General features: G+C 59.1%; 20 protein-coding genes. 11 read left to right on the plus strand and 9 right to left on the minus strand.

Going from position 1 to position 23150, the window contains the following annotated elements; genetic code table 11:
• Positions 1 to 38 precede the first annotated feature (38 nt).
• The 7 genes from ACZ9IL_RS20145 (at position 39) to mutT (ending at position 8587) form a co-directional block, all read left to right on the plus strand.
• A complete protein-coding gene (locus tag ACZ9IL_RS20145; protein ID WP_476005037.1) occupies positions 39 to 791 on the plus strand; it encodes a cell division protein FtsQ/DivIB in 753 nt (250 codons plus the stop codon).
• Positions 772 to 2031 (plus strand): cell division protein FtsA, encoded by a 1260-nt coding sequence (gene ftsA, locus ACZ9IL_RS20150; protein ID WP_033132330.1) that lies wholly within the window; start codon positions 772 to 774, stop codon positions 2029 to 2031. The genes ACZ9IL_RS20145 and ftsA overlap by 20 nt, the downstream gene beginning before the upstream one ends.
• A 40-nt stretch (positions 2032 to 2071) precedes the next feature.
• Positions 2072 to 3223, plus strand: coding sequence for a cell division protein FtsZ (gene ftsZ, locus ACZ9IL_RS20155; RefSeq protein WP_033132331.1), 1152 nt, complete (start codon positions 2072 to 2074; stop codon positions 3221 to 3223).
• 101 nt (positions 3224 to 3324) lie between these two features.
• Positions 3325 to 4248: a UDP-3-O-acyl-N-acetylglucosamine deacetylase gene (gene lpxC, locus ACZ9IL_RS20160; RefSeq protein WP_033132332.1), complete on the plus strand. Its 924-nt coding sequence runs from the start codon at positions 3325 to 3327 to the stop codon at positions 4246 to 4248.
• A gap of 140 nt (positions 4249 to 4388) precedes the next feature.
• A complete protein-coding gene (locus tag ACZ9IL_RS20165; RefSeq protein WP_476005038.1) occupies positions 4389 to 5294 on the plus strand; it encodes a M23 family metallopeptidase in 906 nt (301 codons plus the stop codon).
• A gap of 59 nt (positions 5295 to 5353) precedes the next feature.
• A complete protein-coding gene (gene secA / locus ACZ9IL_RS20170; protein WP_476005039.1) occupies positions 5354 to 8074 on the plus strand; it encodes a preprotein translocase subunit SecA in 2721 nt (906 codons plus the stop codon).
• A 105-nt stretch (positions 8075 to 8179) separates the two neighbouring features.
• The gene (gene mutT / locus ACZ9IL_RS20175) at positions 8180 to 8587 is read left to right on the plus strand and encodes an 8-oxo-dGTP diphosphatase MutT (protein ID WP_476005040.1); all 408 of its coding nucleotides are present in this window, start codon (positions 8180 to 8182) and stop codon (positions 8585 to 8587) included.
• A gap of 110 nt (positions 8588 to 8697) precedes the next feature.
• Here the strand turns inward: mutT and yacG are convergent, their stop codons facing one another.
• From yacG to ACZ9IL_RS20220, 9 genes are all read right to left on the minus strand, one after another.
• A complete protein-coding gene (yacG, locus tag ACZ9IL_RS20180; RefSeq protein WP_476005041.1) occupies positions 8698 to 8892 on the minus strand; it encodes a DNA gyrase inhibitor YacG in 195 nt (64 codons plus the stop codon).
• A gap of 11 nt (positions 8893 to 8903) precedes the next feature.
• Positions 8904 to 9626: a cell division protein ZapD gene (gene zapD, locus ACZ9IL_RS20185; protein WP_476005042.1), complete on the minus strand. Its 723-nt coding sequence runs from the start codon at positions 9624 to 9626 to the stop codon at positions 8904 to 8906.
• Positions 9627 to 9663: 37 nt separating this feature from the next.
• Positions 9664 to 10278, minus strand: coding sequence for a dephospho-CoA kinase (gene coaE / locus ACZ9IL_RS20190; protein WP_476005043.1), 615 nt, complete (start codon positions 10276 to 10278; stop codon positions 9664 to 9666).
• An 18-nt stretch (positions 10279 to 10296) separates the two neighbouring features.
• Positions 10297 to 11169, minus strand: a complete 873-nt coding sequence (locus ACZ9IL_RS20195) for a prepilin peptidase (RefSeq protein WP_476005044.1) — start codon at positions 11167 to 11169, stop codon at positions 10297 to 10299.
• Between the two features lie 88 nt (positions 11170 to 11257).
• Entirely contained in the window at positions 11258 to 12499 is a 1242-nt protein-coding gene (locus ACZ9IL_RS20200; protein ID WP_476005045.1) for a type II secretion system F family protein, read from the minus strand.
• Between the two features lie 130 nt (positions 12500 to 12629).
• Positions 12630 to 14336, minus strand: coding sequence for a PilB family type IVa pilus assembly ATPase TapB (tapB, locus tag ACZ9IL_RS20205; RefSeq protein WP_476005046.1), 1707 nt, complete (start codon positions 14334 to 14336; stop codon positions 12630 to 12632).
• A 3-nt stretch (positions 14337 to 14339) separates the two neighbouring features.
• Positions 14340 to 14780: a pilin gene (locus ACZ9IL_RS20210; RefSeq protein ID WP_476005047.1), complete on the minus strand. Its 441-nt coding sequence runs from the start codon at positions 14778 to 14780 to the stop codon at positions 14340 to 14342.
• Between the two features lie 317 nt (positions 14781 to 15097).
• Positions 15098 to 15955: a carboxylating nicotinate-nucleotide diphosphorylase gene (gene nadC, locus ACZ9IL_RS20215; protein WP_476005048.1), complete on the minus strand. Its 858-nt coding sequence runs from the start codon at positions 15953 to 15955 to the stop codon at positions 15098 to 15100.
• 3 nt (positions 15956 to 15958) lie between these two features.
• Positions 15959 to 16429 (minus strand): retropepsin-like aspartic protease family protein, encoded by a 471-nt coding sequence (locus ACZ9IL_RS20220; protein WP_476005049.1) that lies wholly within the window; start codon positions 16427 to 16429, stop codon positions 15959 to 15961.
• A 135-nt stretch (positions 16430 to 16564) separates the two neighbouring features.
• Between ACZ9IL_RS20220 and ampD the strand changes: the two genes are divergently transcribed.
• From ampD to aceF, 4 genes are all read left to right on the plus strand, one after another.
• Positions 16565 to 17137, plus strand: coding sequence for a 1,6-anhydro-N-acetylmuramyl-L-alanine amidase AmpD (ampD, locus tag ACZ9IL_RS20225; RefSeq protein WP_476005050.1), 573 nt, complete (start codon positions 16565 to 16567; stop codon positions 17135 to 17137).
• A 275-nt stretch (positions 17138 to 17412) separates the two neighbouring features.
• Positions 17413 to 18177 (plus strand): pyruvate dehydrogenase complex transcriptional repressor PdhR, encoded by a 765-nt coding sequence (pdhR, locus tag ACZ9IL_RS20230; RefSeq protein ID WP_042641246.1) that lies wholly within the window; start codon positions 17413 to 17415, stop codon positions 18175 to 18177.
• Positions 18178 to 18247: 70 nt separating this feature from the next.
• Complete coding sequence (aceE, locus tag ACZ9IL_RS20235) at positions 18248 to 20908, plus strand: pyruvate dehydrogenase (acetyl-transferring), homodimeric type (RefSeq protein ID WP_476005051.1); 2661 nt, start codon at positions 18248 to 18250, stop codon at positions 20906 to 20908.
• A gap of 235 nt (positions 20909 to 21143) precedes the next feature.
• Positions 21144 to 23033 (plus strand): pyruvate dehydrogenase complex dihydrolipoyllysine-residue acetyltransferase, encoded by a 1890-nt coding sequence (gene aceF / locus ACZ9IL_RS20240; RefSeq protein ID WP_476005052.1) that lies wholly within the window; start codon positions 21144 to 21146, stop codon positions 23031 to 23033.
• The last annotated feature ends 117 nt before the right edge of the window (positions 23034 to 23150 follow it).

Here is a 23150-nt window from a genome sequence, read left to right on the forward strand (position 1 = left end):
AAGTGGCCGGGATGGCGCGTTAAACGGGGATAGATCGGGTGGAGGCAAGGGCACAGGGGCGCACCAAGGGGGGCTTCATCGGCGGGGTGGCATTTTTCATCCTGGTCATGTGGGGGCTCTACCAGACTGCGCTGGATGTTAAAGATTGGCTGACGGATGCCAGTCGGTTGCCCATGAGCGAGCTGTTGCTGCAGGGGCAACACGAATATTTGAAAGCCGATGAGTTGCGCACCGCCGTGCTGGATGGCGCCGAGCTGCGTAACTTCTTCGAGCTGGATGTGAACGAATTGCAGGGGCGGTTGAACGCCCTGCCCTGGGTAGCCCAGGTGTCGGTCCGCAAGAAGTGGCCGAACAAGATCAAGGTCTACCTCACCGAACAGGCGGTGGCGGCACGCTGGAACGGCAACCGCTTCGTCAACACCAAGGGTGAGGTATTCAGTGCCCCGGACAGGGTGAAGAAACCCCTGATGCAGTTGTCCGGGCCCGATGATCAGGCTGCCAAGGTGCTGGAGGCGAGCCACCAGTACGAGGCGCAGCTGGCTGCCAAGGGTTACAAGTTGCTGGGGGTGAATCTGACCCCCCGCCATGCCTGGGAACTGACCCTGGATGGCAACATTCAGCTGTTTGTGGGGCGCTCGGACATTGCGCTTCGCCTGCAGCGGTTTATCGATGCCTTTCCGGTCATCGAACCCCGTGAGCGGGTTGCTTACGTGGACCTTCGATACGACACCGGAATGGCAGTTGGCTGGAAGAAGAACGAAGAGAAAGTGAATGACCAACACCGCAGATAGAAATTTGATTGTCGGACTGGATATCGGCACGACCAAGGTGGCGGTACTGGTTGGAGAAGTGCTGCCGGATGGCGAGCTCAATGTCATCGGCATGGGCAGCCACGCCTCGCGCGGGATGGAGAAGGGGGGGGTCAATGATCTCGATTCCGTCGTCAAGTCCTTGCGCCGCGCGGTGGAAGAGGCAGAAATGATGGCCGACTGCCAGATAAGCTCCGTCTATCTGGGCTTGTCCGGCAAGCACATCGATTGTCGCAACGAGACCGGTATGGTGCCCATCTCCGATGAGGAGGTGACCCAGGAGGACGTGGACAACGTCATCCATACCGCCAAGTCGGTGCGACTGTCCGATGAACTGCGGGTGCTGCACGTGCTGCCCCAGGAGTTTGCCATCGACTATCAGGAAGGGATCAAGAATCCGGTCGGGCTGTCCGGGGTACGGATGGCGGCCAAGGTCCACCTGATCACCTGCCACAACGACATGGCTCGCAACATCGAGAAATGCGTTGAGAAAGTCGGTCTGCGAGTGGATCAGCTGATCTTCTCCGCACTGGCTTCCAGCTATGCGGTGCTGACCGAAGACGAGAAGGAGCTGGGTGTCTGCGTGGTGGACATCGGTGGTGGCACCATGGACATGTCGCTGTTTACCGGCGGCGCCCTGCGTCACACCAAGGTGATCCCCTACGCCGGCAGCACCGTGACCAGCGACATCGCCTACGCCTTCGGCACACCGCCGCTGGACGCAGAAGCGATCAAGGTGCGTTACGGGTGCGCCCTCGGCCGACTGGTCAGCAAGGAAGACAATATTGAAGTCCCCAGTGTCGGCGGTCGTCCGGCGCGCAGCCTGCAGCGGCAGACACTGGCTGAAGTGATTGAACCCCGTTACACCGAGTTGCTCTCCATGGTGAATGATGAGCTGGTGCGGGTGCAGAGCGAGTTGAAGGCGCAAGGGGTCAAGCATCAGCTGGCGGCCGGTGTGGTATTGACCGGTGGCGCGGCCCAGATCGAAGGCATTGTGGAGTGCGCAGAGCAGATCTTCCAGAGCCAGGTCCGGGTGGGCGAGCCCATGAACATACGTGGATTGAGTGATTACGTGCAGGCACCGGTGTACTCGACTGCGGTCGGGCTGTTGCAATATGGCCGTACCCATCAATCCACCGGCAGTAGCAAGGAATATGCCGCCAAGGCAAGCGTGGGTGGCCTGGTCAAACGGGTCAGCAACTGGCTGCGTGGCGAGTTCTAAAAGATTTTGCTGAGTCAGGCAAATAAAGCGGAGAGACAACATGTTTGAATTTATGGATAGCCACACTGACGAAGCCGTCATCAAGGTGATAGGTGTGGGTGGCGGCGGCGGCAACGCAGTCGAGCACATGGTTCGTCAAAACATCGAGGGTGTTGAGTTCATTACCATCAACACCGACGCCCAGGCACTGCGCAATTCCAGTGCCAATACCACCCTGCAGATCGGCAGTGGTATCACCAAGGGACTGGGTGCCGGGGCCAGCCCGGACGTGGGTCGTGACGCCGCGCTGGAAGACAGGGAAGCACTGCGCGAGCTGCTGACCGGTTCCGACATGGTGTTCATCGCCGCCGGCATGGGTGGCGGTACCGGTACCGGTGCCGCACCAATCGTGGCCGAAGTGGCCCGCGAGATGGGTATCCTGACCGTGGCCGTCGTGACCAAGCCGTTCTCCTTCGAAGGGAAGAAGCGGATGGGCTTCGCCGCCCACGGTATCGAGGAGCTGTCCAAGAACGTCGACTCCCTGATCACCATCCCCAACGACAAGTTGCTGAAGGTGCTGGGTCGCGGCATCTCCCTGCTGGACGCCTTCAAGGCAGCCAACGACGTCCTGCTGGGCGCGGTACAGGGCATTGCCGAGCTGATCACCCGTCCGGGTTTGATCAACGTCGACTTCGCGGACGTGCGTACCGTTATGCGCGAAATGGGCACCGCCATGATGGGGACAGGTTCTGCCTCCGGTGATGACCGTGCCGAAGAAGCCGCCGAGAAAGCCATCTCCAGCCCGCTGCTGGAAGACGTGGATCTGGCCGGTGCCCGTGGCATCCTGGTCAACATCACCGCCGGCATGGACATGACCATCGAAGAGTTCGAAACCGTGGGTAACGCGGTCAAGGCCTTCGCCTCCGAGAACGCCACCGTAGTGGTGGGTACCGTCATCGACCCGGAAATGCACGACGAACTGCGTGTTACCGTGGTCGCTACCGGTATCGGTGCCGAGCGCAAGCCTGACATCACGCTGGTGAAGAACAACATGGTACAAGAGCGTCCGGCCCGTCAGCCCCTGATCAGCGAAGCCCTGCAGTCTCGCGTGATGGAAGAGGCCCCGGCCAAGGTGGTGAACGCCGAGCCGCAAGCTCGTCGCGAACCGGATTATCTCGATATTCCTGCGTTCCTGCGCAAGCAAGCTGACTAAGTCTCTGATGGCTCTGGTTTGTTTGTTGCTTAAGGATTGTGCTAAGATGGCCCGGCAACGACCATCTGGTCAGGAATTTGAGCTGTTGAGCGGATACACCCATGATTAGACAAAGAACCTTGAAAACGAGTGTTCAGGCCACCGGTGTGGGCCTGCATTCGGGCCGGAAAGTCACAATGACGTTCCGTCCGGCACCTGTTAACACAGGGATCGTTTACTTGCGTACCGATCTGAATCCTGTTGTAGCGCTGCCAGCCAACGCCGATCAGGTGCGTGATACCGTGCTTTGTACCGCTCTGGTAAACGAAGCCGGCGTCCGTGTGTCAACCATTGAACATCTGTCTGCCGCCTTGGCCGGGATGGGCATCGACAACCTCTATGTAGAGGTTGATGCGCCCGAGATCCCGGTGATGGATGGCAGTGCGCATCCGTTCATCTACCTGCTGCAAGAAGTGGGTATCCGTGAACAGAGCGCACCCAAGCAGTTTGTGCGGATCAAGCAGAGCGTCCGGGTTGAAGACGGCGACAAGTGGGCGGAATTCCACCCCTATCGCAACGGCTTCAAGATGGATCTCGAGATCGATTTCCAGCATCCGGTATTCGAAGGTCGCAACCAGCGTTGCGTGCTGGACTTCTCCGGCAGCTCCTTCGTGAAAGAGATCAGTCGTGCCCGTACCTTCGGCTTCATGCGTGACATCGAGTACCTGCGTTCCCAGAACCTGGCGCTGGGCGGAAGCCTGGAAAATGCCGTAGTACTGGATGACTATCGGGTGCTGAATGAAGATGGTCTGCGTTACGAAGACGAGTTCGTCAAGCACAAGATGCTGGATGCGATCGGTGATCTGTATATGTGCAATCGCAGCATCATCGGTGAATTCCGCGCCTACAAGACGGGCCATGCCTTGAACAACAAACTGCTGCGTGCCTTGCTGGCCAAGCAGGAGGCCTGGGAACTGGTGACCTTCGAGGGTGAGGGCGAGAAAGCGCCTATCGCTTACTACGATAACGGTCTGGTTCTGGCCTGATAGCTGTGCAACAGGACGTCGGTCATCTCTCCGCACCGACGTCCTGTCATTTGTTTATTCCATCCTTTAATACCGATTATCTCCCGGTTTTATTGCCCGTGCTGGCTCCTGGCCACACCTGACCGAGAAGACATATTTCTATGAGCATTACCCTGATCCTCAACGGTAAGCAGCGCCGCAAGTTGCACTTACCCAAACAACGTCTGGCCTGGGTCGGCGGTATCCTCTTCACTGTATTGGCCCTGAGTGGGGGCTGGCTCTGGCAGAGCTGGCACCAGAAAATGGAAGCGCTGGAAGTCGCGCTGGCCATGGCCGAACAGCAAAAATCCACGCAAGGGGCCGATGAAGCCCGCGAACAGCTTGCCATGCTGGCCGCCCAGGTGGGCACTATGCAGGGACAGCTGGGTCGTCTCAATGCGCTCGGCGAGCGACTGACCGAAAAGGCAGACCTCGATCCCGAAGAATTCAACTTCAAGGAACTGCCTCCCATGGGCGGTCCTTCCTACGATGCCGATCTCGAAGTCAGCCTCAACGAGCTGCAAGACTCCATGAGACACCTCAGTCGACAGCTCAGCAGCCGTGAAGAGCAGCTGTCGGTACTTGAATCTTTCATCATTAATCACCATATCACCGATGCCGGTTTTATTTCCGGCTCGCCGGTCAAGCAGGAGCGAGTCTGGATCTCCTCCGGTTTCGGCGGTCGGGTCGATCCGTTCAACGGCCGCGCCAAGATGCACAAGGGGGTGGATTTCCGTGGCAAGCCCGGTACGCCCATCCTGGCCACCGGCAAGGGGATCGTCAGCTGGTCAGGTCGCCACCCGGAATTTGGCAACATGGTGGAGATCGACCATGGCAATGGTCTGGTGACCCGCTATGCCCATAACTCCAAGTTGTTGGTGGATGTGGGCACCCTGGTCGATGAAGGCCAGAAAATTGCCCTGATGGGGCGTACCGGTCGTGCGACCGGGGTTCATTTGCATTACGAAGTATTGAAAGATGGTCGTCAGGTCAACCCCGCACGCTTTCTGAACGCCAGACGGGGTTAGGTTTTTTCTTCAGGTTCCAGTGACGGAACGCTCAAATATAACCAAAACAGTTGGTACCCATGATTAGCACACTGCTCACCAAGATTATCGGCAGCCGGAACGACAGAACGCTCAAGGCTTTGCGCAAAATTGTAAAACAGATCAATGCGATGGAGCCTCAGTTCGAGGCACTGTCCGATCAGGAGCTGCAGGCCAAGACCGCTGAGTATCGGCAGCGTCTGGAGCAGGGTGAGACGCTGGAGCAGCTGTTGCCGGAAGCCTTCGCCACCGTGCGTGAAGCATCCCGCCGGGTGTTCGGCATGCGCCACTTCGACGTGCAGCTGATCGGTGGCATGGTACTGAACTCCAACCGCATCGCCGAGATGAAGACAGGTGAAGGTAAGACGCTGACCGCAACGCTGCCGGCCTACCTCAATGCCTTGAGCGGCCGCGGTGTGCACGTGGTGACGGTGAACGACTATCTGGCCAAGCGCGATGCCGAGGCGAACCGCCCGCTGTTCACCTTCCTCGGCATGACGGTCGACTGCAACGTGCCCGGCATGGATGCGTCCCAGAAGCGCGACGCCTACGCCGCCGACATTACCTACGGTACCAACAACGAATTCGGTTTCGACTACCTGCGCGACAACATGGCGTTCTCGCCGGAACAGCGCGTGCAGCGTCCGCTCAACTACGCGCTGGTGGATGAAGTGGATTCCGTGTTGATCGATGAAGCCCGTACTCCGCTCATCATCTCCGGCCCGGCCGAAGACAGCTCCGCCATGTATACCCAGATCAACAAGTTGATCCCGCTGCTGGTCAAACAGGACAAGGAAGATTCCGAGGAATACACCGGTGACGGCCACTACACGGTGGACGAGAAGAACCGTCAGGCGCTGCTGACCGAGAACGGCCAGATCTTCGTGGAGGAGCTGCTCAAGAAAGAGGGGCTGCTGGCGGAGGAGGACTCCCTGTTCTCCGCCACCAACATCAGCCTGCTGCACCACGTCAATGCCGGCCTGCGTGCTCACACCCTGTTTGAGCGCAACGTGGACTACATCGTCCAGAAGGACGAGATTGTCATCGTCGACGAGCACACCGGCCGTACCATGCCGGGTCGTCGCTGGTCCGATGGTCTGCATCAGGCCGTCGAGGCGAAGGAAGGGGTCAAGATCCAGAACGAGAACCAGACTCTGGCCTCCATCACCTTCCAGAACTACTTCCGCCTGTATGACAAGCTGGCGGGCATGACCGGCACCGCCGACACCGAAGCGTTCGAATTCCAGCAGATCTATGGTCTGGACACTGTGGTCATCCCGACCAACAAGCCGATGGTGCGCAAGGACATGGGTGATCTGGTCTACCTGACCGCCCAGGAGAAGTATGCTGCCATCATCGAAGACATCCGCGGCTGCGTCGAGCGCGGCCAACCGGTGCTGGTGGGGACCGTCTCCATCGAGAACTCCGAGCTGCTGTCCGGCATCCTGACCAAGGAAAACATCCCGCACAAGGTGCTGAACGCCAAGTTCCACGCCATGGAGGCGGAGATCGTCGCCCAGGCGGGCCAGACCGGCGCCGTCACCATCGCCACCAACATGGCCGGTCGCGGTACCGACATCGTGCTCGGCGGCAACTGGCAGGCGGAGATCGCCGCGCTGGAGAACCCGACCGACGAGCAGATTAAAGCCATCAAGGCGGCTTGGCAGATCCGTCACGATGAGGTGCTGGCCGCTGGCGGTCTGCACATCATCGGTACCGAGCGTCACGAATCCCGCCGGATCGACAACCAGCTGCGCGGCCGTTCCGGTCGTCAGGGTGACCCGGGCTCCTCCCGTTTCTACCTCTCCATGGAAGATACCCTGATGCGGATCTTCGCCTCCGATCGCGTCACCGGCATGATGAAGAAGCTGGGGATGGAAGAGGGCGAGGCCATCGAACATCCCTGGGTGACCAAGGCCATCGAGAACGCCCAGCGCAAGGTGGAGGGTCGCAACTTCGACATCCGTAAAAACCTGCTCGAGTTCGATGACGTAGCGAATGATCAGCGTAAAGTGGTCTATGAGCAGCGTAATGAACTGCTGGATACCAATGACATCTCCGAGACGATTCACGTCATCCGTGACGACGTCTATGGCGCCATCATCGACGAATACATTCCGCCCCAGTCTCTGGAAGAGATGTGGGACGTGCCGGGTCTGGAAGCGCGCCTGAAGGCCGATTTCTCCCTGGATCTGCCGCTGCAGCAATGGCTGGCGGAAGATGACAAGCTGTACGAAGAGAAGCTGCGCGAGCGCATCCTGGAAGAGGCGACCAAGCTGTACGCCTACAAGGAAGAGCTGGTCGGCACCTCGGTACTGCGCAACTTCGAGAAGGCGGTGATGCTGCAGACCCTGGATGGCCTCTGGAAGGAGCATCTGGCGGCCATGGACCACCTGCGTCAGGGCATCCATCTGCGCGGCTACGCCCAGAAGAACCCCAAGCAGGAGTACAAGCGCGAGTCCTTCGATCTGTTCACCCAGATGCTGGAAACCCTCAAGCGCGACGTGGTCAGCATCCTGAGCCGGGTTCAGGTGCAGGAGCGCGACGTAGAGGCGATGGAAGAGCAACAGCGTCAGCAGGCGGAAGCGGCTCCTCGCACTTACACCCACGCCGCAGCCGAGAATCAGCTGGCGGACGAAGAGGCCCAGGCCGAAGCGCCGCCGGTGACCTTCGTGCGGGATGAGCAGAAGATCGGCCGCAACGATCCCTGCCCCTGCGGATCCGGCAAGAAATACAAGCACTGCCACGGTCAGTTGACCTGATCCGTTGTCAGTCTCCATGCACCGCCTCCGGGCGGTGCATCTATTTCAGGGTCACCCAGCCGGTTGGGTGGCGCATGAAGTGCGGTAGCGAGAGTGAGGACAAAGATGGAATCGAAGAAACGCATCTGGGTGGCGGTGGGCGTCATCGAGAATGAAAAGGGCGAGATCTTCCTCGCCAAACGCTCCTCAGATAGCCATCAGGGCGATCGCTGGGAGTTCCCCGGGGGCAAGGTGGAGTCAGGGGAAGACCTGCTCACCGCGCTGGACAGGGAGCTGTGGGAGGAGATCGGGATCCGGGTGCTGGATTGCTCCCCCTTCATGGAGCTGCACCACGATTACCCCGACAAGCAGGTGCTGTTGGATATCTGGAAGGTGACCCACTTCAGTGGCGAGCCCTTTGGCAAGGAGGGACAGGAGTGCCGCTGGGTGCCGCTCGCATCGCTGCACGAATACCAATTCCCGGATGCCAATGGCCCGATCGTCGCCCGTTTGCAGGAGCCGCTTGCGCAGTAAGATCAGATACCGTGGCATTCGGTGTGGCTTGTTGCAGACGATGCCAACCGAGCCATCTGTGGGAGCCGCGCATTAAAAAAGGGCCTTGTTGGCCCTTTTTGCTACCTGGCTTATTGCCACGGCTCCCCTTCCTCGGGATAGGGCAACAGCTCCGGGTTGATCTCGCCGGGGATCCGCTTTTCTTCGTCGGCCCATTCACCGAGGTCAATCAGCTGGCAGCGCTTGCTGCAGAAGGGGCGAAACAGGCTCTCAGGAGTCCATTCCAGCTCGGTCTGACAGGTCGGGCACTTCACCTTGGTCACCATCTGGTATCTCCTTAGCAGCAGGCGAGCTGGAAGGGCACGTCGCCGATCTGCTGCTCTGTGGTTGGCTGGAAGCGCAGGGCAAAGCGGTTCTTGTGGCCACTCAGGGTTGGGTAGCAGGACGGTGTACCAGGCAGGCGGATGCGGATGAGCTCTGCGCCCTCGGCGGTATCCTGGAAGAAGCCATTGGTGGCGATCTGCTCGCTGAAGTTGCCTGACTCACGCCACAGACGCAGCAATAGAGTGATGGCATTCATCAGCAGGTTGATGTCGCTGAGCCACAGTTGCATCTGCTGATGGCGAGCCACCGCCGGGGTGACCAGCCAGTGATGCAACTGGGGGACATCGAAGGCGCAGAGTCCGCCGGGGATGGAGAAGCGCTGACGGATGGAGCCGAGCAGGCGATCCTCTTTCAGGCGGGCGCCGGGGCGAGGGGAGCTCAGCAGGCTGCGGGAAAGCTGGGTGCTCTCCTGCTGCATCCGCTGGATCTGCTCGAGATCGACCTCCGGCAGGCTGGCCCAGTGGCTCAGGCGCTGGCTGAGCCGCTCCAGATCCTTGATCAGATCAGCGCGCAGGTCACCGCGTTCCAGCAGTTCCTGCAGATCGAACAACCCCTTGAAGAAGGCGATATGTGCCCAGGGCTGGTCACTCTCCAGATTGCCGCGGATCTGGGAAAACAGGGACTCCAGACGAAGATAGGTCCGGCTTTTTTCGTTGAGGGGGAAATCGTAAATCATGCCTAATCCTGGCCAGCCATAAACCGGCCTAGTGTACTCACAGTTGGCGGGCTTGTTGAGAGGCAAATACCAGATATGTCTCGTGCAGCGCCAAAATTCGCGCCTGAATGGTCTCGCTTGTACCACTCTGGTTGTCCAGCACGTCATCCGCCGCCGCGAGGCGCTCTGCGCGACTCGCCTGGGACGCCAGAATGGCCTGTGCCTGCTCTCGGCTCACCCCATCTCGGCGACAGGTGCGCTCGATCTGGGTCGCCTCATCCACGTCGATGACCAGCACCCGATCGGCCAGACCGGTGAGCTTGTTCTCGACCAGCAGTGGTACCACCAGCAGGCAGTAGGGCGACGTGGCTGCCGCACACTGGCGCAGCATCTCGTTGCGGATCAGTGGGTGGAGCAGGGCATTGAGCCAGGTTTTAGCCGCCGGATCGCTGAAGATGCGCTCGCGCAGGACGCGCCTGTCCAGCTCTCCCTGACCATTGAGGATATCGGCACCGAAATGGCTGGCGATGGCGGCCAGCGCGGGAGTGCCGGGTTCCACCACCTCACGGGCAATCAGGTCGGCGTCGATGACCTCGATGCCAAGGGCCGCAAATTGGTTGGCGACGGTCGTCTTGCCGCTACCTATGCCGCCGGTAATAGCTACCACATACATTTTTCAGAGATCCCGTTGTCAGAGGACGGTGTTCAGGTACCAGCGGGTGATGCTATCGCCCCACAGCAGTGCGATCCAGCCCGCGATGGCGAGATAGGGGCCAAAGGGGATGGGTTTACCTTGATGGTGGTTGCGCAGCAGTATGAGGCCGATGCCAATGATGGCGCCAACCAGGGAGGAGAGCAGCAGCACTATGGGCAGGGCCTGCCAGCCGAGCCAGGCACCCAGCGCGGCCAGCAGCTTGAAGTCGCCATAGCCCATCCCCTCCTTGCCGGTGAGCAGCTTGAAGGCCCAGTAGAGGCTCCATAACACCAGATAACCGGCCATGGCGCCAATCACCGCATCTTCCAGAGAGACGAAGCCCCCCAGCAGGTTGAACAGCAGGCCACCCCACAGCAGCGGCAGGGTGAGCTGATCCGGCAGCAGCATCTTGTCCAGATCAATAAAGGTGAGCGCCACTAGCGTCCAGGTCAGCACTAGGGCTGCCAGCGCGCCCCAACCTGGGGTGAGGGTGGTTGCGACGGCCACCGATAGCAGAGCCGTCAACAATTCCACCAGCGGGTAGCGGGCCGAGATGGGGGCTTTGCATGCCCGGCAGCGTCCTTTGAGCCAGAGCCAGCTCAACAGGGGGATATTCTCCAGCGCTCCTATGGGATGATCACATTGGGGGCAGCAGGAGCGCGGCACCATCAGGTTATAGGGCGCGACGGGGGGCGTTTCTGTCTTGCTGTCGAAGTAGTCGCGGTATTCGGCATGCCATTCCCGCTCCAGCATGATGGGAAGGCGATGGATGACCACGTTGAGGAAACTGCCGATCATCAGAGAGAAGATAAATATCAGGGAAAGGTAGAGCCAGGGCAGTGCCTGGGCCAGCTCGATCAGAAGCACCATATTCAACCGCTTGTGTTGGGAAAGGGGGAGTCAAGGACCATGCCCAGGCCGGATAAATGCCGGTTGGGCGGGTCCTTGACCGAGGGGCTCAGTGTATCACAGAGCCCAGCTTGAAGATGGGGAGGTACATGGCGACCACCATGCCGCCGACCAGTATCCCAAGTACCACCATGATGAGGGGTTCGAGCAGGCTGGTGAGGCCATCGACCATGTCATCGACTTCTTGTTCGAAGATGGTGGCGACCTTGGAGAGCATGTCATCGATGGCGCCGGATTCCTCGCCGATCATCACCATCTGGATCACCATGTCGGGGAAGAGATCTACGGTGCGCATGGCGACGTTGATCTGCATGCCCGCCACCACCTCGTTACGGATGGCCATGATGGCGGTGCGATAGACGTAATTGCCGGAGGCGCCGGCAGACGAGACCAGGGCATCCACCAGTGGGATACCGGCCGAGAAGGTGGTGGAGAGGGTGCGGGCGAAACGAGCCATGGCTGCCTTGTGCAGTATGGATCCCACTATCGGTATGGTGAGGACGAATTTGTCCGTGTTGTCGCGCACCTTCTGGGAGCTGCGCCAGGCACGTACGTAGAGAAAAATGGCAAGGGCGATACCGCCAAAGATCGCATACCACCAGTCCTGCATGAAGCGGGAGATGCCGATGACAAAGCGGGTGAATGCGGGGAGCTCGGCACCGAAGCTCTTGAAGATATCCTCGAACTGCGGGATGACAAACAACAGCAGGATGGAGGTCACCACGATGGCGACCAGGATGACCATGGTCGGGTAAAACAGCGCCTTCTTGATCTTGGACTTGAGCGCCTCGCTCTTCTCGCGGTAAATGGCGATCCTATCGTAGATGGTTTCCAGCGCACCGGATTGCTCACCCGCCTCCACCAGATCGCAATAGAGCGCATCGAAGTGGCGAGGGTGGCGGCGCAGCGCGTCTGACATGGGAGTGCCGGTTTCCACATCGGCGGCGATCTGGCCGATCAGCTCACGTACTGCCGCCTTCTCGTGGCCGCGGGCGATGATCTGCAGGCTCTGTACCAGCGGCACGCCGGCGGAGAGCATGGTGGTGATCTGGCGAGTGATGACGGCGATGTCCATGGGCTTGATCTTGGCGCCGCCTTTGGAAAACATGCCCTGACTCTGCTTGCCGACTTTGGTGACGTTGACACCTTGCTTGCGCAGCTCAACTTTGACGGTGTTGATGCTGTCGGCCTGCAACTCGCCGGAGATCTTCTGCCCCTTGCGATTGACACCATGCCAGCGGAAGGAGAAAACTTTTTTTGGAGCGTTCTGTTTTTGCGCTAATGTGGCCATCACTGCATCCTGCAATTGGGCGACGGTGGCCGGATGATATTGCTTCCTGTCCGGGCCGCCTTGGCTTGAAGAGTATTCTCAGGGATGCTGCGTCGGCATCACCCGGGTGAATGGGTTGGGAACTACGTGCTCAGTTGGTGGTGATTCGATTGATTTCGGCCAGGCTGGTGACGCCCAACCGCGCCTTCTCCAGGCCGGAAGTACGTAGATTGCGCATCCCCTCCTTCTGGGCAATGGCCGCTATTTGCAATGAGTTGGCGCCCTGCATGATCAATTTCGCGATGTTTTCGGACATGATCATGATTTCATAGATACCGACTCGCCCTCTGTATCCTCCCGAGCACTCCTTGCAGCCGACCGGCTTGAACAGTCGCAATCCGGCGGTCAGTTGCTGTGAGGTAAAGCCCAGCTCGAGCAGCTCGGCGTCCGGTACCTCCTCAGGAGTCTTGCAGTGATCGCACAGCTTGCGGGCGAGACGCTGAGCCATGATGAGGGTCACCGAGGAGGCGATGTTGAAGGCGGGAACCCCCATATTCATCATCCGGGTCAGCGTCTCAGCTGCCGAGTTGGTGTGCAGGGTCGACAGTACCAGGTGGCCGGTCTGGGAGGCCTTGATGGCGATCTCCGCAGTTTCGAGATCCCGGATCTCACCCACCATGACGATGTCCGGATCCTGACGCAAGAAGGAGCGCAGGGCGCTGGCGAAAGTGAGTCCCGCCTTGGGATTGACCTGTACCTGGTTGATACCGGGCAAGTTGATCTCGACCGGATCTTCGGCGGTGGAGATGTTGACCTCGTTGGTATTGAGGATGTTGAGGCCGGTATAGAGTGAGACCGTCTTGCCCGAGCCGGTGGGGCCGGTGACCAGGATCATGCCCTGAGGCTTGGAGAGGGCGCGCAGGTATTGCACCTTCTGCCGTTCGTCAAAACCCAGCTGATCGAGGTTGAGCCGCGTAGCCGACGAGTCCAGCAGACGAATGACGATCTTCTCTCCCCACATGGTGGGCAGGGTATTGACCCGCATGTCCATGGACCTGCTGCGCGATATCTTCAGCTTGATACGGCCATCCTGCGGCAGGCGTCGCTCGGCGATATCGAGCCGCGCCATCACCTTGAGACGGGCCGCGAAGCGACTGGCCAGATTGACCGGCGGTGTGGCTATCTCGTGCAGTATGCCGTCGACTCTAAAGCGGATCCGGTACTTGGTCTCGTAGGGTTCGAAATGCAGATCGGAGGCTCCGCGCTTGATCGCATCCATCATGATCTTGTGGATGTACTTGACGATGGGAGCATCGTCGTCCGTGGTATTGACCCCCTCGTTGAGGCGTGAACCCTCATCGGAGACTTCGAGTTCCGAGATCTCGGATTCATCGATATGATCCACGCCGAGTACATCCTGTTCCGTCTCCATCAACTTGGTGATAGAAGCGGTCAGCTTGCTCTCCTCAACGAGTAAAGCTTCCGTATGCAAGCCGAAGCTGAAACCAAAATCCTCCAGTGCCGACACATTGGTTGGGTCCGACATGGCGATATAGAGGGTGTGGCCCTGGGTGTAGATGGGCAGCACATGGTGTTTTTCAATCAGCTTCTGATTGAGGTATTTCTGCGGGATCTCGGCCAAATCGAAGGCGGCAAGATCCAGCAGAGGTACCCCATATTCCAGTTCGCAGAAATCGGCCAATGCCTTGCTGTCGAGAATATCGTTCTCGATCAGAAAGGTCACAAAAGGCTTACGCTGTGCCTTGGCCTGGCTCAGATAACGCTGTGAGTCTGGCTCACTGAGGAGGGAGGAGGCGGCCAGGCTGGTAGCCAGGCCGCTATTGGGGCTAGAGGTCATGCGTTAGCAGATGCCAGCAGCCAAGCAGGTACTACCACTAGCCGCGTTTGTCCATATGACTTGGCCGCCAGTATAGGTACCCCCGAGAATATATGTCTCCTCACCACTAGTGAAGGGAGGTGTTTTTCCTAAGGCCGTTATTGTTACAGCAGCGCTAGTACCCCCTATGCTAACTGACGCAACAAAACTATCGGCTGATGAGGCACCACTCACATCCGCTGGAATGCCATTAGTTGCGGGTGATACGCAATTTGCTAGACTACCGTCTTTCTGCGCGCATACTTCTACTGCGGTTTTAAATGCACCAGTCGCAGTGACAACTTCTGAAAATTTCGCTTTTTTGGTGTAGGTCTGGTAGGCCGGCAAGGCGATAGCGGCCAAGATGGCAACGATCGCGACCACAATCATTAATTCGATTAGCGTAAACCCTGACTGTCTTTTCATGTCAAATTTCCTTTTTTCCATGGTTCCTGATAAGTACCGGTGGAATGCTATCCACACGCAGTATCTTATCCGAGCGCTTCGGGTTAGCAATAGAGGTTGATTTTTTGTTAACCAACTTTCTGTGTTTTGGTAAAAATATAGAATAATCAAAGATTAAAAAGTCTCTAGTGGCTCTTCTGTTGGCAGGGAGGGCCCATCTTCACACTCCTTATGTCGCGGGATCCTGCCTAAAGAAAAGGCGCCGATGGCGCCTTTTGCAAGTTTCGAGTCCTGTAATATCTGGCAGGGTCAAGGGAATGGCTCTGCCTCAAGCCGCTTCAGACAAAGCGCATCGACAGATCCAGCGCTCGCACATGCTTGGTCAGTGCACCTACCGAGATAAAGTCGACGCCGGTAGCGGCGTACTCGGCCAGGGTGTCGAGCGTCACGTTGCCGGACACCTCCAGCTTGGCGCGCCCCTGATTCAGGGCGACGGCCTCGCACATCATGGATACATCGAAGTTGTCCAGCATCACTATGTCGGCGGCAGCGTTGAGGGCCTGCTCCAGTTCAGCCAGCGACTCCACCTCCACCTCCACCGGCTTGCCGGGGTTTAGGCGGCGGGCCTCGCTGATGGCCTCCTTGATGCCACCACAGGCGAGGATGTGGTTCTCCTTGATGAGATAGGCGTCGAACAAGCCGATGCGGTGATTCTTGCCACCGCCGCAGGTGACGGCATATTTCTGGGCGCTGCGAAGGCCGGGCAGGGTCTTGCGGGTATCGAGCAGTCGGCAGTCGGTGCCTTCCAGCTCGGCCACGTAGCGGGCGGTGAGGGTTGCGACACCGGAGAGCGTCTGCACGAAGTTCAGCGCGTTGCGCTCGCCAGTCAGCAGAACGCGGGCCGGGCCGTGCAGACGGAACAGCTCCTGATTGGGGGAGAGTCGCTCGCCATCCTGCACCAGCCACTCCACCCTGACTTCGCCGCCGAGCTGGGCAAACACCTCGTCGACCCAGGGCTGGCCACAAAATACCCCCGCCTCACGGGTGATGACCCGGGCGGTCGAGACGCGATCGGCCGGGATCAGCTGGGCCGTGATGTCGGCGCTGGCATCCGGTTGATCCAGTGCGGTGAGGGCGTCGCCCAAATCTTCGAGTAGTGCGGCGCGTACGGCGCGGCTGATGTCCTGTTGTAACATGCCTTATTCCTGCAAGGGTCTGAGAAGCAACTGCCTGTCTTTCTGGCGCAATTCCAGTCGGCCTAGGGCATTCATGCCCACCAGGATCTCCTCCCCGTTGGCCACCGGATTGATAAAGACGGACAAATCGTACAGGGTCAGTGGACCCATCGCCAGGCTTTCGATCTGGCCGGTCTGCACCTGGATCTCACCCGCCGCCGTATTGACCCGGCTGCGACCGGTCGCGACGAGGCCGAGGCGAGAAGCCACCTGACTCGGTACCGTCACCCGGGTAGCCCCCGTGTCCAGCAGCAGTTGCACCGCTTGGCCGTTGATGGCACCCTCCAGACGATAATGTCCGCTGGCATCGGCCTTGAGCAGCAGATCGCCAGCGGCGGTCACCGTGGGCCTGGCACTGGAGTAGAAGTAAAGTGTCAGCAGCCCCAGCAAAGAGAGCCAGGCGAGCAGCCAGAGACGGCGGGCCATCGGGTGCATGTGGGGTCCAGTGGCTTGCGAATGATGGTTCAGCCTAACACAGTTTTACCCATGGATTCAGACGCTTGTTCCCGATGTATCGGGGGCGTCGTCGCTCCGTCACGGGGCATATTTCCATTGCGAGTCGAGTAGACGATGACCCAACCGACAGCTTTTTTTTCCATCGATGATGCTGGCTGGTGCGAGCAGGCCCGCCGTGTGCCATCGCCCCACCACAATGAGCGGAGCAGCCCGGACGACATCTCCCTGCTGGTGGTGCACGGCATCAGCCTGCCGCCGGGACAGTTTGGCGGCCCCTGGATAGATGACCTTTTCCTCGGCAAGCTGGATCCCGCCGTCCATCCCTATTTCGCCGACATCCACCAACTGCGGGTTTCGGCTCACTGCCTGATCCGGCGCGATGGCGAGCTGGTGCAATACGTGCCATTCATTGCCCGTGCCTGGCACGCGGGAGTATCGAGCTGGGAGGGGAGGGAAGCCTGCAACGACTATTCCATTGGTATCGAGCTGGAAGGCACGGACGAGCAACCATACGACGATCTGCAATACGAGGTGCTGGCGAGTCTCACCCGGGCCATCTCTCGCCAGTATCCTGCCATCACGGCAGAGCAAATCGTCGGTCATTGCGACATAGCGCCGGGCCGCAAGACGGATCCGGGTGACAGTTTCGAATGGCTTCGTTACCGTCAGCTTCTCGACGCCGAATGAAAAAGCCAAACTTTAGTTTGTATTTTTAAAATCAATGACTTGCCTTGCTGGCAAGTCATTTTCCCCGCTGTTGGCCAAATGTTATCTGTGAGAAAGCTCATAAATATTGGTCAGACCATTTTCTATGAGCTACATCATAGTTCCTGCTTTTTACCCCTTAAGTGGCAAGCTTTGATCTTGATTCAGATCATATTTTGGGTGGACTTTTTCCGGCCCCTCTGTTAATTTTCGCCCCAATCGTAGAATTGGTAATACCAATTTAACAAAGTAGCCCCATGCCCTATATCAAGATTACTCAGCCCAAGCTGGCCGACGCCATTGTCGCCGAGCTGGAAAGCATGATTCTGGAAGGCAGCTTGCAGCCGGGGCAGAAACTGCCTCCCGAGCGTGAACTTGCCATCCAGTTTCAGGTGTCGCGCCCTTCTCTGCGTGAAGCTATCCAGCGTTTGGAAGCCAGAGGACTCTTGTATCGTCGTCAGGGCGGCGGCACCTATGTGCAGAATGCCCTGAGCAAGGGGATCGCAGATCCCCTGTTCGAGCTGCTCAGCACCCACCCGGAAGCCCAGTACGACCTGCTGGAGTTTCGTCACGCGCTGGAAGGCATCTGTGCCTACTATGCGGCGTTGCGGGGAACTGAAGCCGATTTCGAGCGGATCCGCCTGGCGCAATCCGCTATCGAAGAGGCGGGCCAGCTGGGATCGCTGGTGACTGAATCCGCCGCCGTCACCCAGTTCTATCTGGCGGTCGCCGAGGCCTCCCACAATGTGGTGCTGTTGCACCTGCTGCGGGCCATGGGCCCCATGCTCGAACAGAATATTTTACGAAATAATGAGATTTTGAATCGCCGTCCGGGAGTGGTAGCCAAGATCCGTCGCCATCGTGCGAGCCTGATCGAGGCTATCCTGTCGGGGGCTCCGGAGCGGGCCAGGGCAGCTTGTCATGAGCACCTGGCCTTTATCGAGGACACCTTGTTGGATATGCAGAGGGAAGACAGCCGGATCCAGCGATCCATGCGTCGGATCCGTCAGCAGGAAAACTAATCCTAACAAGGCTTTATTGTCGAATTCTTGCGCATCTTAACCGCCGTGCAAATAACAATAGGAACCAGCCATGTCTGATATCCTGAAGAACGATGTGGACCCGATAGAAACGCTGGAGTGGCTTGCCTCTCTGGAATCCCTGCTGCGTGAAGAGGGTCCGCAACGCGCTCAGTTCATCCTTGAACAGCTTGCTGAGAAGGCCCGCATCAGTGGTGTCGACGTGGCTGAAAAGGCAAATCGCGACTACATCAACACCATTCCTGCCAGCGACGAACCGGCTTACCCGGGCGACCTGGAAATGGAACGTCGCATCCGCGCCATCATCCGCTGGAATGCCATGATGATCGTGCTGCGTGCCTCCAAGAAAGATCTGGACCTTGGCGGTCACATGTCTTCCTTCGCCTCTTCCGCGACCATCTATGAAGTCTGCTACAACCACTTCTTCCGCGCTCGCAGCGAGAAAGACGGTGGCGATCTGGTTTACTTCCAGGGTCACATCTCCCCGGGCATCTACGCCCGTGCATTTGCCGAAGGTCGCCTGACCGAAGAGCAGCTGGACAACTTCCGTCAGGAAGTGGACGGCAAGGGTATCCCTTCCTATCCGCACCCGAAACTGATGCCGGACTTCTGGCAGTTCCCGACCGTTTCCATGGGTCTGGGTCCTATCGCCGCCATCTATCAGGCTCGCTTCCTGAAGTACCTGACCGACCGTGGCATCAAAGATTGCTCCGAGCAGACCGTTTACGCCTTCCTGGGTGACGGCGAGATGGACGAGCCGGAAGCCAAGGGTGCCCTGACCGTTGCCGTGCGTGAAAAGCTCGACAACCTGGTCTTCGTGGTCAACTGCAACCTGCAGCGTCTGGACGGTCCTGTTGTCGGTAACGGCAAGGTCATCAACGAGCTGGAAGGCCTGTTCTCCGGCGCCGGCTGGGATGTCACCAAGGTTATCTGGGGTCGCAAGTGGGATGAGCTGCTGAAGAAAGACACTTCCGGCAAGCTGATCCAGCTGATGAACGAAACCGTGGATGGTGATTACCAGACCATGAAGTCCCGTGACGGCGGTTATGTGCGTGAGCACTTCTTCAACCGTTACCCGGAAACCGCCGCGCTGGTCAAAGACATGACCGACGAGGAGATCTTCGCCCTGAACCGCGGTGGTCACGACCCCCGTAAACTGTTCGCCGCCTTCTCCAAGGCTGCTGCGACCAAGGGCAAGCCGACCGTCATCCTGGCCAAGACCATCAAAGGTTATGGCATGGGCGAAGCGGCCGAAGGCAAGAACATCGCTCACCAGGTCAAGAAGATGGATCTGGGCTCAGTGCGTCACCTGCGCGATCGTTTCAGCCTGCCGGTCACCGACGAGCAGCTGGAAGAGTTGCCGTACCTGAAGATCGAAGAAGGTACCGAAGAGCACAAGTACCTGCACGCCCGCCGTGCCGCCCTGAAGGGCTATGTACCGACCCGTCTGCGCGAGAGCACCACCAAGCTGGAAATCCCGGCCCTGGATGCCTTCGGCCCGCTGCTGGGTGAACAGGCGCGCGAGATCTCCACCACCATGGCGTTCGTGCGTTCCCTGAACGTGCTGCTGAAAGACAAGTCCATCGGCAAGCGTATCGTTCCGATCCTGGCTGACGAAGCTCGTACCTTCGGTATGGAAGGTCTGTTCCGTCAGATCGGCATCTACAGCCCGCACGGTCAGCAATACACCCCGCAAGACCGTGACATCGTCTCCTACTACAAGGAAGACAAGCAGGGTCAGGTTCTGCAAGACGGTATCAACGAGCTGGGCGCCATGTCCTCCTGGCTGGCTGCTGCGACCTCTTACAGCACCAACGATTGCCCGATGATCCCGTTCTACATCTACTACTCCATGTTCGGTTTCCAGCGGATCGGCGACATGGCGTGGGCAGCCGGTGACCAGCAAGCCCGTGGCTTCCTGCTGGGCGCGACCTCCGGTCGTACCACCTTGAACGGCGAAGGCTTGCAGCACGAAGATGGTCACAGCCACATCCTGGCCGGCACCATCCCGAACTGCATCTCCTACGATCCGTCCTACGCCTATGAAGTAGCGGTGATCGTACAAGACGGCCTGCGTCGCATGTACGGTGAGAAGCCTGAGAACGTCTTCTACTACATCACTACTCTGAACGAGAACTACGCCATGCCGGCCATGCCGGAAGGCGCCGAGGAAGGTATTCGCAAGGGTATCTACAAGCTGGAATCCGTGGCCGGTAACAAGGCCAAGGTACAGCTGCTGGGTTGTGGCTCCATCCTGGGTCACGTGCGCACCGCCGCCCAGATCCTGGCGAGCGAGTACGGCGTGGGTTCCGACGTGTTCAGCGTGACCTCCTTCAACGAGCTGGCTCGTGATGGTCAGGACGTTGATCGCTGGAACATGCTGCACCCGACCGCCGCCGCCCGCGTACCCTACATCACCTCAGTGCTGGGTTCCGAAGCCACCATCGCCGCGACCGACTACATGAAGTCCTTCGCCGAGCAGGTGCGTGCCTTCGTGCCGACCGAGAACTACCGTGTACTGGGTACCGATGGTTATGGCCGTTCCGACAGCCGTGCCAACCTGCGTCGTCACTTCGAAGTGAACGAGTTCTACGTCGTCGTTGCTGCCCTGACCGAACTGGCCAAGCGCGGTGAGATCGACAAGCAGGTTGTGGCCGACGCCATCGCCAAATACGGCATCGATGCCGACAAGGTTAACCCGCTGTACGCATAAGAGAACGAAGGAGTTGTCCGGCGTCACCGTCGGGCGGCTCCTTGCCCAGTTCAGTGACAGTAGAAGCAAGTGCAATTATCCGTTTTTGCAGTGATTTATATGCCAAAACGGGCCCTTGCCAAGGTTAACGCGACAGACGCGTAAGAGGATAAAGTGCTGTATCCAGGTAGAAAGTGCTGGATATGGGGCTGCCAAGGTTAACGCGATAAACGTACGCGTAAGAGGATAAATCACAATGTCCAAACAGATTATGGTGCCGGATATCGGTGCCGATGAAGTTGAAGTGACCGAGATCATGGTCGCCGTGGGTGACAAGGTCGAACTGGACCAGTCCCTGATCGCCGTGGAAGGTGACAAAGCCTCCATGGAAGTACCGGCCCCTGCCGCCGGTATCGTCAAAGAGATCCTGATCAAGGTAGGCGACAAGGTTGCTACCGGTTCCCAGATCATGATCTTCGAAGCCGAAGGCGCTACCGCCGCACCGGCTCAGGCTGTTGCCCCGGTTGCCGCCGCTGCGCCGGCCGCTCCCGTTGCTGCCGCTCGCAAAGACGTGCACGTACCGGACATCGGTGACGACGAAGTCGAAGTGACCGAGCTGATGGTTGCCGTGGGCGACATGGTCGAAGCCGACCAGTCCATCCTAGCCGTGGAAGGTGACAAGGCCTCCATGGAAGTGCCGGCGCCGTTCGCGGGCCGCGTGGTCGAGATCAAGGTTGCCGCTGGCGCCAAGGTGTCCACCGGTTCCCTGGTGATGGTATTCGAAGTGGCTGGTGCCGCTCCGGCTGCCGTGGCCGCGCCGGCTCAGGCCGCCGCCCCTGTGGCTGCTGCGCCTATCGCTGCCGCCGCCGCGAAAGAAGTCAACGTGCCGGACATCGGCGGTGACGAAGTGGAAGTGACCGAGATCATGGTCGCCGTGGGTGACAAGGTCGAAGCCGACCAGTCCCTGATCGCGGTCGAAGGTGACAAGGCCTCCATGGAAGTGCCTGCGCCGTTCGCCGGTATCGTCAAGGAAATCAAGGTCAAGGCCGGTGACAAGGTCTCTACCGGTTCGCTGATCATGGTGTTCGAAGTGGCTGGCGCCGCTCCTGCCGCCGCCCCGGTTGCGCAAGCTGCGGCTCCTGTTGCCGCTGCTGCTGCCGCCCCGGTTGCTCAGGCTGTTGCCCCGGCTGCCGCGTCCTCCGATTTCGTTGCCAACGATGCTTACGTCCACGCCTCTCCGGCCGTGCGTCGTCTGGCTCGTGAGTTCGGCGTCAACCTGGCCAAGGTGAAAGCGTCCGGTCGCAAGGGTCGCATCGTCAAAGAAGACGTGCAGGCTTATGTGAAGGATGCGGTCAAGCGCGCCGAGTCTGCCCCTGCTGCCGGTACCGGCACTGGCAACGGCATGAGCGTGTTGCCATGGCCGAAGGTAGATTTCAGCAAGTTCGGCCCGGTCGAAGAGCTGGAGCTGACCCGGATCCAGAAGATCTCCGGTCCTGCCCTGCACCGCAACTGGGCCATGATCCCGCACGTTACCCAGTTCGACGAGGCCGATACCACCGAGCTGGAAGCGTTCCGCAAAGAGCAGAACATGCTGGCTGAGAAGCAGAAGCTGGACGTGAAGATCACCCCGCTGGTGTTCATCCTGAAAGCCGCCGCCAAGGCTCTGGAAGCGCATCCACGCTTCTGTAGCGCCCTGTCCGAAGACGGCACCAAGCTGATCATGAAGAAGTACATCCACATCGGTGTGGCGGTAGATACTCCGGGGGGCCTGGTGGTTCCGGTCGTTCGCGACGTCAACAAGAAGGGCATCCATGAGCTGTCCCGTGACCTGGCCGAGATCTCCAAGAAGGCGCGCGCCGGCAAGCTGACCGCTGCCGACATGCAGGGCGGTTGCTTCACCATCTCCAGCTTAGGTGGCATCGGCGGTACCAGCTTTACCCCGATCGTCAACGCGCCGGAAGTGGCCATCCTCGGTGTCTCCAAGTCCGACTTCAAACCGAAGTGGAACGGCAAGGAGTTCGAGGCTCGCCTGATGCTGCCGCTGGCCCTGAGCTATGACCACCGCGTCATCGACGGTGCAGACGGTGCTCGCTTCATCACCACCCTGAGTGGTGTGCTGTCCGACATTCGTCGACTGGTTCTGTAAATGTAAATGAGAGGGCGAGCACAGAGCTCGCCCTTTTCACTTCTCATTTCATTAACAAAATTATAAACTTGCCCCGTTTTTTTCACGGCTGCAGCCGCCTTCTTTTGGCATAAGACT

The organism is Aeromonas sp. TECH754 (genome assembly GCF_056279295.1).